At 71.3% G+C, this 10,157-nt stretch carries 9 protein-coding genes; all 9 read right to left on the minus strand.

From position 1 onward, the window contains the following. Window positions 1–24: 24 nt before the first annotated feature. The 9 genes from E1283_RS24010 to rodA all read right to left on the minus strand — a co-directional run bounded on the left by E1283_RS24010 (window position 25) and on the right by rodA (window position 10,010). The gene (locus E1283_RS24010) at window positions 25–2,115 is read right to left on the minus strand and encodes a beta-galactosidase (RefSeq protein WP_132820210.1); all 2,091 of its coding nucleotides are present in this window, start codon (window positions 2,113–2,115) and stop codon (window positions 25–27) included. A 40-nt stretch (window positions 2,116–2,155) separates the two neighbouring features. Next, window positions 2,156–3,061, minus strand: coding sequence for a carbohydrate ABC transporter permease (locus tag E1283_RS24015; protein ID WP_132820211.1), 906 nt, complete (start codon window positions 3,059–3,061; stop codon window positions 2,156–2,158). Further along, a complete protein-coding gene (locus E1283_RS24020) occupies window positions 3,058–3,954 on the minus strand; it encodes a carbohydrate ABC transporter permease (protein WP_132820212.1) in 897 nt (298 codons plus the stop codon). Before E1283_RS24020 ends, E1283_RS24015 begins: the two co-directional genes overlap by 4 nt. Window positions 3,955–3,962: 8 nt before the next feature. Further along, window positions 3,963–5,303 (minus strand): ABC transporter substrate-binding protein, encoded by a 1,341-nt coding sequence (locus tag E1283_RS24025; protein WP_243745059.1) that lies wholly within the window; start codon window positions 5,301–5,303, stop codon window positions 3,963–3,965. 41 nt (window positions 5,304–5,344) lie between these two features. Then, the gene (locus tag E1283_RS24030; RefSeq protein ID WP_207930509.1) at window positions 5,345–6,472 is read right to left on the minus strand and encodes a LacI family DNA-binding transcriptional regulator; all 1,128 of its coding nucleotides are present in this window, start codon (window positions 6,470–6,472) and stop codon (window positions 5,345–5,347) included. A gap of 166 nt (window positions 6,473–6,638) precedes the next feature. Further along, complete coding sequence (locus tag E1283_RS24035; protein WP_132820213.1) at window positions 6,639–7,019, minus strand: hypothetical protein; 381 nt, start codon at window positions 7,017–7,019, stop codon at window positions 6,639–6,641. A 21-nt stretch (window positions 7,020–7,040) separates the two neighbouring features. Next, entirely contained in the window at window positions 7,041–7,769 is a 729-nt protein-coding gene (rph, locus tag E1283_RS24040; RefSeq protein ID WP_132820214.1) for a ribonuclease PH, read from the minus strand. A 19-nt stretch (window positions 7,770–7,788) separates the two neighbouring features. Beyond that, complete coding sequence (locus tag E1283_RS24045) at window positions 7,789–8,544, minus strand: MBL fold metallo-hydrolase (protein WP_132820215.1); 756 nt, start codon at window positions 8,542–8,544, stop codon at window positions 7,789–7,791. A gap of 266 nt (window positions 8,545–8,810) precedes the next feature. Then, window positions 8,811–10,010, minus strand: a complete 1,200-nt coding sequence (gene rodA / locus E1283_RS24050) for a rod shape-determining protein RodA (RefSeq protein ID WP_132820216.1) — start codon at window positions 10,008–10,010, stop codon at window positions 8,811–8,813. Between the last annotated feature and the right edge of the window lie 147 nt (window positions 10,011–10,157).

Consider the following 10,157-nt stretch of genomic DNA (forward strand, 5'->3'; position numbering starts at 1 on the left):
GGTGGGGAGAACCACCGGGCGGGCCTACGCCTCGGCGAGGACGTGAACGTCCCAGGGGCCGAGGCGGAGCGACTCGCCCGCGCCCAGGTCCTCGCCGGTCAGGACGTCGCGCGCGGCGACCGGCACCGGGAACTCGGTCGGGAGCCACGACCAGTTGTGGACGAACCTGAGCCGGGTGCCGTCCTGGGCCGTGGCGCCCGTGACGGTCTGGCTGGGTGCCGCCGGGCGCCAGCCGTCGTCCGGTTCGGGGGCGCACCAGCGCAGGACGGCTGCGGCCAGCGCCGGGTCCGGCACGGTGCCGACGTAGGTGACCCGGCCGTCGCCGTGGGCGCGGGTGGTGACGGCGGGCCAGCGGGCGAAGTGCGGGTGGACGTACGACGCCAACCACTCGCCGCCGGCGAGCTGGAGGCCGTCGGCCCAGCGGGTCGCCCTCGCGTTCTCCGGGAGTTCGAGCGGCGAGTCGTCGGCGGCGACCACCGGCAGCGGGCCGTCGAGGGTGGAGAACTCGTCGTACCAGACGCCGGCCGCCTCGGTGAGGAAGGCCGGCTTGCGCTCCAGTCGGGCGCGGGCCTCCTCGTCCTCGTAGCCGGTGCGGATGCCGAGCACCAGGTGGCCGCCGGCCGCCGCGTACCGCTCCAGCCAGCGCAGTTCGTCGTCGGTGGCGATCAGCAGCGCCGCGGCGACCAGCAGCGGGTGGCGGGCGGCGTACTCGGCCGGGTCCTGCCCGAAGAGCTGCGAGGGGTGGGTGATCCTGGCCTGGAGGCCGGCCTCGAAGGCGCCGCGGTAGAAGGCGTTGAAGACGGCCTCGTAGGAGCCGCGGTCCGGGCCACGGTTCGCGTCCGGCAGCATGGGCGTCTCCTGGAGCGCCCACTTGGTGTCGGTGGAGTAGACGAGGACGACGTCCGCGTCCGGGGTGAGGCGGCCGACCAGTTCGCCGGCCTTCTCGAAGTCGGCTCCCAACTCGGCCAGTTGGTGGTAGACCCGGCCCGGCTCCTGGCTGTGCGGGAGGATGCCGCCCCAGTAGGTCTCGGTGCCGTAGTGCAGGGTGTGCCAGTGCCAGTACTCGATCATGGTGGCGCCACGGGAGACCAGGGCCCAGCCGGCTTGCCGCCACTGGCCGTCGTAGGCCGGTTCGTTGATCCAGGGGGCGCCGATGGCCTGGGCGTTGGTCTCGGTGACCAGGTAGGGCTCCTGACGGGAGGAGTACATCCGGTCCGCCGACTGGTAGAGCGCCCAGGTGCCGTCGGTGGTCCATCCCTGGTCGGTGTCGCGCGCGTAGGGGAGCGCGAGCGAGTCCTGCATCCGGTAGTAGGGGTTGCCGGCGGTGATGTCGAGGCGGCGGGTGAGGGCCTCGTCGTTCGCGGTGGGGCGCGGGTAGGAGACGCAGGTGGTGACGAACTGGTCGTCGCGGGCGTACTCGCGGACGATGTCGGCCTGCCAGCCGATGAAGTCGGTGGTGAGCGTCCCCTGGAAGCGGCGCCAGGCCAGGTCGTACTGGGGTTGGGCGTTGCCGTCGGGCGTCCACAGGTCGGCCCAGGTGGACAGCCGGTGGGACCAGTAGGTGAGGCCCCACGCCTCGTTGAGCTCCTCGACCGAGCCGTAGGTGTGCCTGAGATGGTCGACGAAGCGTTGGAAGACGCCCCGGTTGTGGAAGATCTCGTTGCCCGGCTCGTTGTCCACCTGGTAGCCGATGACGGCGGGGTGGTCGGCGTAGCGGGCGATGATCCTCCGGATGATCCGCTCGGCGTGGAAGAGGAACGCGGGGTGGCTGTAGTCGATCTCCTGGCGGCCGCCCCAGCCCATCGGCTGGCCGGTGCGGCGCTCCACGTTGATCTCGGGGTAGGCGCGGGCGAGCCAGGGCGGCGCCGCGTAGGTGGGGGTGCCCAGGATCACCCGGATGCCGCGCTCGTGGGCGCCGTCCAACACCGGCTGGAGCCAGTCGAGTGCGAAGACGCCGTTCTCCGGCTCCCAGGTGGACCAGACGGACTCGCCGACCCGGATCACCGTGAAGTGGGCCTGCCGCATGAGGTCGAGGTCCGTCTCGAGACGGGGCGTCGGCTGGTACTCGTGGTAGTAGGCGGCACCGAACAGTACCCGGTCGGGGAGCTTGGGCATGGTGGTTCTTCTCTCCTTGCGCGAGGTGACGGGACGGGGGTCAGCCCTTGACGGCGCCGGCGGACAGGCCCTCCAGCAGTTGCTTGCGGAGCAGCAGGAAGACCAGGATCGTCGGCACGGAGGCGAGTACGGCGCCCGGCAGCACCAGGTCGAACTGCCGCGCCTCCGCCTTGAAGAGGATGTTGAGGCCGAGCGGGAGGGTGTAGTTCTCGGTGTTGGAGATCAACACCAGTGGCCACATGAAGCTGTTGTAGCTCTGGAGGAACTGCCAGACGGCGAGGGCGCCCAACGAGGGCCGCAGCAGCGGCAGTACGACCCGCAGGAAGATGCCGAACTCGCTGGCGCCGTCCATCCTGGCGGACTCCAGGATCTCGTCCGGGATGGACTGGATGATGTACTGCTGCATCATGAAGATGCCGAAGGCCGGCGCCACCCAGGGCACGGTGAGCGCGAACCAGGGGTTCGACAGTCCGGACTTGACCACCAGGACGAAGAGCGGCACCAGGATCACGGCGAACGGCACCGAGAGCGAGCTGAACATCACGGAGAACAGCAGCCGCTTCCCGGCGAACCGGTACTTGGCGAAGGCGAATCCGGCGAGCGCGCAGACGAACACGGCGACGGCGGTGGCCGCGGCGGCCGTGAGCACACTGATCGCGAACCAGCTCCAGAACGGCTGGCTGTCCAGCAGGTTGCGGTAGTTGTCGAGGGTGGCCGGGGACGGGATCAGGTTCGGCGGGTACTCGAAGAGGTCGCCGCGCGGCTTGAAGCTGCCGCTGAGCGCCCACAGCATCGGCGCGACGAAGACCAGCAGCAGCGCGCTGAGCGTCACGTAGAGCAGGATCCGGCCGGTGCGGGAGTAGCGCCGCCTGGGGCGGTTGCCGGTGGCGGGCGGCGGGGTGGCGGCTCCCGGAAGACGGTCTCGCGCGGTGGCGACGGCGCTCATGAGATCCTCCCGATGGAGAGCACCCGGTTCAGGATCTGGCTGACCCCGAAGACGATGACGAAGAGGACGAGTCCGGCCGCGGCCGCGTAGCCGAACTGCTGGCGTTCGAAGGCCGCCCGGTAGACGAACATGGCGACCGTCACCGTCTCCTCGCCGGGTCCGCCGCCGGTGATCAGGTAGACCTCGTCGAAGAGTTGGGCGGAGCCGATGAACGAGGTGACGACGACGAACGCGGTCACCGGCCGGATGGCGGGCAGCGTGACGGCGGTGAAGGTCCTGATCAGTCCCGCGCCGTCGAGCTCGGCGGCCTCGTAGCGTTCGCGGGGCACCGCCTGGAGGGCGGCGAGGAAGAAGATGGTGAGATACCCGACCCAGCGCCACAGCAGCACGAAGCCGATGGAGACCTTGACCATCGTGGGGTCGCCGAGCCAGTCGGTGTTCCCGGCGCCGAACAGGGCCCGCAGCACCGAGTTGAGCAGGCCGTACTGCCGGTCGAAGACCAGGGTGTAGACCAGGGCGATCACGATCGGCGAGATCACCATGGGCAGGAAGAACGTGACCCGGAACAGGTCCCGGGCCCGCAGCCCCCTGGTGTTGAGCGCCTGGGCGATGAGCAGCGCGGCCGGCACCACGATCAGGACGCTCACGAACACGAAGACCAGCGAGTTGCCGAGTGCCTTGTGGAAGCTGGTGTCGCCGGCCAGGTCGGCGAAGTTCCGCAGGCCGACGAACTCGGGTGTGCCGAGGCCGACCCACTCGGTCAGCGACAGGTAGACCGCGGCGCCGATCGGCACCACCATGAACAGCGCGTACAGCACGTAGAAGGGCGCGATGAAGGCGTAGGGCGCGAGCTGCCGACGCCTACGCGGCGGGGCGTCCTGGAGTGTGGTCATCGGGCACCTCAATCGTGGTCGCGGGTCTGGCCGCGGAAGTCCTCGGCCGCGTCGCGCAGCGCCTGGGCCGGGGTGGAGTCGCCGTGGTAGGCGCGGAGCAGATGGCCGCTGAGCACGGTGTCGAGGATCGGCCGGTCGGCGCTGAGGTAGAACACCGGCGCCTCGTCGATCAGGTCGCGGTAGACCTCGACCATGCGCTGTCCGCCGCAGTACTCGTCCTCGATCCGCAGGAGTTCCGGCGCGTCGAAGACGGAACGCCTGGTGGGCAGGTAGCCCAGGTCGACGTAGCGGCGGATCTGCTCGGCCGGGGTGAGGAAGGCCGCCTTGACGAGTTCGACGCCCGCGAGGGTGTTCCGCTTCGCGCGCAGCGCCGCGAAGCCGGTGCCGCCGGTGAACGAGGTGCGGGAGCCGCCGTCGGGGAAGACCGGCAGCGGGCGGATCCGCCACTGCCCCGACTGCTCGGGCACGTTGGGCATCAGGCCGTAGATCTTGTACCAGGTGGCCATCCACTGGCCGATCAGCTGGCCGGACTTGAGGGCGGCCTGCATGGCCGGGCCGTAGAAGTCGGAGACCGTGGTGAGGAAACCTTCCTGCACGCCGCGTGCCAGGAAGGCGAGGGCCTGTTCGGCCTCCGGGGTCTCGATGGTGAGGGTGCCGTCCTCGTCGAAGAACCGGCCGCCGCGCTGCATCAGCAGCATGTCGAAGATCTGGGTGATCTGGGTGAGGTCGCTGCCGACCGCCACGGCGCCGATGGCCACGTCGTGCCGCTCGTGGGCCCGGCGGCCGGCCTCGGCCAGCTCGTCCCAGGTGGCGAGGTCGGTGGGCAGGGAGGCCCTGGCGAACTCGGGCTCCCGGTAGTAGTAGACGACCAGCGGCGCGTCGGAGTCGAGCGCGTAGAGGTGCCCGTCCTTGCTGAACGGCGCCGTGCGGACGGTCAGCAGGTCGTCGCGGACGTCCGCGTCGAGGTGGCCCTCCAGCGGTTCGAGCAGTTCGGTGGCTATCTCGCCGCGGAGCATCCGGGTGAAGTTGTTGATCTCCAGGCCCGCGACGTCCGGGGTGCCGCGGCCCGCGATGGCCTGGGCGATGGTCTTGGTCACCACGTCCTGGGCGCCGGCCCTGGTGGGGTTCAGCCGCCAACGGAACGGGGCGTCGCCGGCCGCCTCCGCGTTCCGGGCCGCCGTGGCGAAGAAGTCGACGTAGGCCTGGTCGTGGGTCCAGAACGACAGGTCCACGGTGCCCGAGGTGACCGGGTCCGCCTCGGCGGCGCGGCCGCAGCCGCTGAGCGCGCCGCCCAGCACGGCCGCCGCGCCGACGCCCCCGCCGAGGCGCAGCAGTCCGCGCCGCGACATGGCGGGACCGCGGCTCCGGGGAGGTGGTGGGGTGCCTGGGATCATCGTCGTCCCCCGTCCTCGGGCAACGCTGCCCGTCGGGTCGCTGATGGTGCGGGTGGTACTGCTGGTGCCGGCGGTCGTGCTGACGGTCGTGCTGGCGGTGGTACGTGCGGTGGTGGTGCGGTGCTCTCCCGGACCACGAAGGTGCCGGGGATCAGCACGTCCTGGGCGGGCTCGTCGAGCGGGCCCTCCTCGCTCACGGCGGCGACCAGACGCCGCATGCCCTGCTCGGCCATCGCCGTGAAGTCCTGCCGGACGGTGGTCAGCGGCACGGAGAGGTAGGCGGCCTCCGGGATGTCGTCGAAGCCGACGACGCTCACGTCCTCCGGGATCCGGCGGCCCGAGCGCCGCACGGCGTACATCGCGCCGATGGCCATCTGGTCGTTGGCGACGAACAGCGCGGTCACGCCCGGCTCCCGCAGCAGTTCGCCCGCCATCCGGCAGCCGGCGGCGGCGCTCCAGTCGCCGTGCCGGAACGCCGGCTCGGGGGCGCCGGCGGCGCGCAGCGCGGCCCGCCAGCCGCTGATCCGACGGCCGGTCACCGTCCAGGCGGGCGGCCCCGCGATGTGGTGCACGGTGCGGTGGCCGAGGGCCAGCAGGTGGGCGGTCGCCTCCCGGGCGGCGTCGACGTCGTCGCTGCCGACCCGGATCACGCCCGGCTCGGGCGGGCCCGCCGGGTACTCCATGCGCAGCAGCGGGACGCCGGCCGGCACCCCCGCCAGCAGGTCGAAGGGCCAGGCCACGGGCGCGGAGACGGCGACGGCCTCCACGCCCTGGCTGACCAGGTGCCGGACCGAGCGGGTGGTCTCGGCCGCGTCGTGTTCGTCGGCGTGCACGACGCCGACGAAGTAGCCGGCGCCTCGGGCGGCGCGCTCCAGGCCGCGCAGCACGGAGGACGGCCCGAAGTAGCCGGTGTCGGTGGTGATGACGCCGATCCGCCGGGAGCGGCGGGTGACCAGGGCGCGGGCGTTGGCGTCCGGGAGGTAGCCGAGCAGCGTGATCTCTCGCTGGACGCGCTCGCGCAGCGCCTCGCTGACGTGCGGCTCGCCGTTGACGACCCGCGAGACCGTCTTCTGGGAGACGCCGGCACGCCTGGCTATCTCCCGCATCGAGACCCGTCCTGGCACGACCAGCTCCTTTGCCGGCACATGTGGCTGACTACGCAGTCAACCGGGTGATGCGACACGTTAAGGAGCAGTTTCCGGCCACGTCAAGGGATCGGTTCGAGATTCTGCAACGCGTTCGAAGTGCCGAACGTGACGCGGCGGTCGGCGTACCGCCGCGTCTCGCGAGCTAGCCGGAGCAGACCCCGCTGAGCGCGGAGATCGCGTCGCCGAGGGGTGCCAGGTCCACCTGGATCTCGCCGCCGCCCTCGCCACCGCCGGACGCCCGGATGCTGTCCACCGCCGCCGCCACCGAGTCGCCGGCCTGCTCCGCGTCCGCGTCGTCGACGCCGTGCAGCTCCTCCACGTTCTGGTCGAGGTCGTTCAGCGCGGTCTCGAAGGCGTCGCCGTCGCCCGCGTCGACGGCCTGCTGGAGGTCGTTGAGGTTGCCGGTCAGGTCGACGGCTATCCGCGCGCAGTCCACCGCCTGCTGCACGTCGCATCCCGCGGTCAGGCCGGTGATGCCGGTCGTCGCGATCACCGCGACGGCGGCCACCGCTGTCGCTCGCATTCGGTTCTTCACGCCCACGTCCTACCCCTCGGCGAGCGCGGCACGCTGCGCGGCGTCGAGTCGGGAGCAGCCGGCCACCGCCAGGTCGAGCAGCGCGTCGAGCTCGGCGCGGTCGAACGGCTTGCCCTCGGCGGTGCCCTGCACCTCGACGAACCGGCCGTCCCCGGTGCAGACCACGTTCATGTCGGTCTCGGCGCGGACGTCCTCCTCGTAGGCCAGGTCCAGCATCGGGACCCCGCCCACGATGCCCACGCTGACCGCGGACACCGCGCCGGTCAGGGGCTGCGACCTGGCCTTGACCAGCTTCTCGCGCTGCGCCCAGGCCACCGCGTCGGCCAGCGCCACGTAGGCGCCGGTGATCGCGGCCGTCCTGGTGCCGCCGTCCGCCTGGAGCACGTCGCAGTCGAGCACGAAGGTGTTCTCGCCCAGGGCCCTGAAGTCGATGACGGCGCGCAGCGAACGGCCGATCAGCCGGGAGATCTCGTGGGTGCGACCGCCGATCCTGCCGCGCACCGACTCCCGGTCGCCGCGGGTGTTGGTGGCCCGCGGCAGCATGGCGTACTCGCTGGTCACCCAGCCCTCGCCGCTCCCCCGACGCCAGCGCGGCACGCCCTCGGTGACGCTTGCGGTGCACAGCACCCTGGTGTCCCCGAACGAGACGAGGACGGAGCCCTCGGCGTGCTTGCTCCACCCCCGCTCGATCCGGACGGGACGGAGCTCATCGGCCGCGCGGCCGTCGATTCGTGACATGCCGCGAGCCTACGGCGTTTCACACCTCGTAGACCGCGCCGGGTCGGGCCAGCTCCACGGGGCCGTCGAACACGGCCTTGGCGTCGCACAGGTTGACCTGGGCGTCCGTCCACGGCGGGATGTGGGTGAGCACCAGGCGCTCGGCGCCGGCCCGCTCCGCGCACTCCCCCGCCTGCCGGCCGTTGAGGTGTACCTCCGGCAGGTTCTCCTTGCCGTAGGTGAACGACGCCTCGCACAGGAACAGGTCGGCGTCGGCGGCCAGTTGGGCGAGCGAGTCGCAGCGGCCGCTGTCTCCCGAGTAGCAGAACACGCGTCCCGCGTGCTCGACCCGGAAGCCGAAGGTCTCCACCGGATGGGTGACCCGCCCCGCCGTGACCGTGAACGGGCCGAGCCTGAAGGTGTCGCCCGAGATCAGGGTGTGGAAGTCGAAGACCTCGCTCATCGACTTCTCGGTCGGGGTGTCGTCGTAGGCGGTGGTGAGCCGGTGCTCGGTGCCCTCGGGCCCGTACACGGGCACCGGGTCGCAGCGGCCGCCCTCGTGCCGGTAGTAACGGGCCACGAAGTAGCCGCACATGTCGATGCAGTGGTCGGGGTGCAGATGGCTGAGCGCGATCGCGTCGATGTCGTAGAGGCCGACGTACTTCTGTAGCTCGCCGAGGGCGCCATTGCCCATGTCTAGGAGCAGCCGGTAGCCCTCGGCCTCGATGAGGTAACAGGAACAGGCCGAGTCCGCGGACGGGAATGACCCCGAGCAGCCGACGACGGTGAGCTTCATGAAAAGGGGAACCTCCATAGTGGGGTTCGAACGACTCTAAGTCGCATCTGACCGGACCGCGCCTTGTGCGTGCCGCGGTGTGGGCGGAATCACCAGCGCGGGGTACCGTCGCACACGTGGACGGAGTGTGGTGGCTGGCGCTCGCCGGAGTGGCCCTGCTCGGGCTGGTGGCGGCGGTGATCGACGGCACCGGTCGCCTCGGCGGACGCGGTCGTCGGCGGGGCCGTGGGCGGGGGAAACGACCGCGTTGAGCCGAGCGGCGGAGCTCAGTTCAGGCGGGTGCGCGAGCGCACGTGAATGGCGAGCAACAACCCCACGGCGCTCCAGATCGCGAACATCGACGAGCCGCCGTACGACAGGAACGGCAGCGGCAGCCCCGTCACCGGCATGATGCCCAGCGCCATCCCCATGTTCTGGAAGGTCTGGAACGCGATCCAGGTGACGATCCCCACCGCCACGATCGTCCCGTACATGTCCGGGGCCTGCATCGCGATCCGACAGCCGCGCCAGAGCACCGCGCCGAGCAGCACGATGACGAGGCCGGCCCCGACGAAGCCGAGTTCCTCGCCGGCCACCGTGAAGATGAAGTCGGTGTGCTGCTCGGGCACGAACTGACCGGTGGTCTGGCTGCCGTGGAACAGCCCCTGCCCGGTGAGGCCACCGGAACCGATCGCGATCCTGGCCTGGTTGGTGTTGTAGCCGACGCCCGCCGGATCGAGCGCGGGGTTCGCGAACGCGGCGAACCGGTTGATCTGGTACTCGTCGAGCAACCCCGCCTGCCACACCGCCAGCGCGGCCAACAGGCCGAGGCCGAGCAGACCGAGGATCCACCGACGACCGGTCCCGGAGGCGAGCAGCGCGCCGAGCGCGATCGCGGCGAGCACCATCGTCTGGCCGACGTCCGGCGTCAGCAGGATCAACACGGCGGGCACCGCGACGATCCCCAGCGCCTGGAGCACGGCCCGGGTGTCGGGGCGCGGCCGCGAGTCGTTCTCGAGCGACGCGGCGAGCACCATGGCCATCGCCAGGATGACCCCCACCTTGACCAGCTCGGACGGCTGGAACGCGAACCCGCCGGGCAGCTGGATCCAGCTGCGGGAGCCGTTCACGGTGGAGCCGAGCGGCGAGAGCACGGCCAACGACAGCACGACGGACGCGGCGTACAGGACGGGCGCGGCGCTGCGCAGCCGGACATGGCCGAGCCACACCATGGCGGCGGCGAGGCCGGCGCCGATGGCGAGGTTGAGGATGTGGCGGAGCAGGAAGAACTGGGGATCGCCGTTGTTGAGGTCGGTCCGCCCCCGGGTGGCGGAGTACACCAGCAACGTCCCGATGAGGGACAGGATCCCGGCGGCCCCGGCCAGCGTCCAGTCCAGCCGGCGCGCGAGCGAGTCGCGTCGCGTGAGCCGGCTCCACACGGTGGGCTCGGTGGCGGGCTGGAGGGAGGAGTAGCTGCGTACGGTCACGGGACCGACACTAAGCGTTTCCGTAGGAACCGGTGAAGGTCCAGATGCGGGAGGCCGGGTTGGCCACCCACATGCGCCGGTTCTCCGGCACGTTGAAGCCCTCCCCGCGCATGCCGCGGGCGATCGCCGCCACGGTGGTCACGGGCT

The sequence above is a fragment of the Streptomyces hainanensis genome, from assembly GCF_004348415.1.
Taxonomy (GTDB): domain Bacteria; phylum Actinomycetota; class Actinomycetes; order Streptomycetales; family Streptomycetaceae; genus Streptomyces; species Streptomyces hainanensis.

Bases quoted from the DNA above. Each gene is read 5' to 3' on its own strand.
- E1283_RS24010 (WP_132820210.1), bottom strand. From the start codon at position 2,115: ATGCCCAAGCTCCCCGACCGGGTACTGTTCGGTGCCGCCTACTACCAC.
- E1283_RS24015 (WP_132820211.1), bottom strand. From the start codon at position 3,061: ATGAGCGCCGTCGCCACCGCGCGAGACCGTCTTCCGGGAGCCGCCACC.
- E1283_RS24020 (WP_132820212.1), bottom strand. From the start codon at position 3,954: ATGACCACACTCCAGGACGCCCCGCCGCGTAGGCGTCGGCAGCTCGCG.
- E1283_RS24025 (WP_243745059.1), bottom strand. From the start codon at position 5,303: ATGTCGCGGCGCGGACTGCTGCGCCTCGGCGGGGGCGTCGGCGCGGCG.
- E1283_RS24035 (WP_132820213.1), bottom strand. From the start codon at position 7,019: ATGCGAGCGACAGCGGTGGCCGCCGTCGCGGTGATCGCGACGACCGGC.
- rph (WP_132820214.1), bottom strand. From the start codon at position 7,769: ATGTCACGAATCGACGGCCGCGCGGCCGATGAGCTCCGTCCCGTCCGG.
- E1283_RS24045 (WP_132820215.1), bottom strand. From the start codon at position 8,544: ATGAAGCTCACCGTCGTCGGCTGCTCGGGGTCATTCCCGTCCGCGGAC.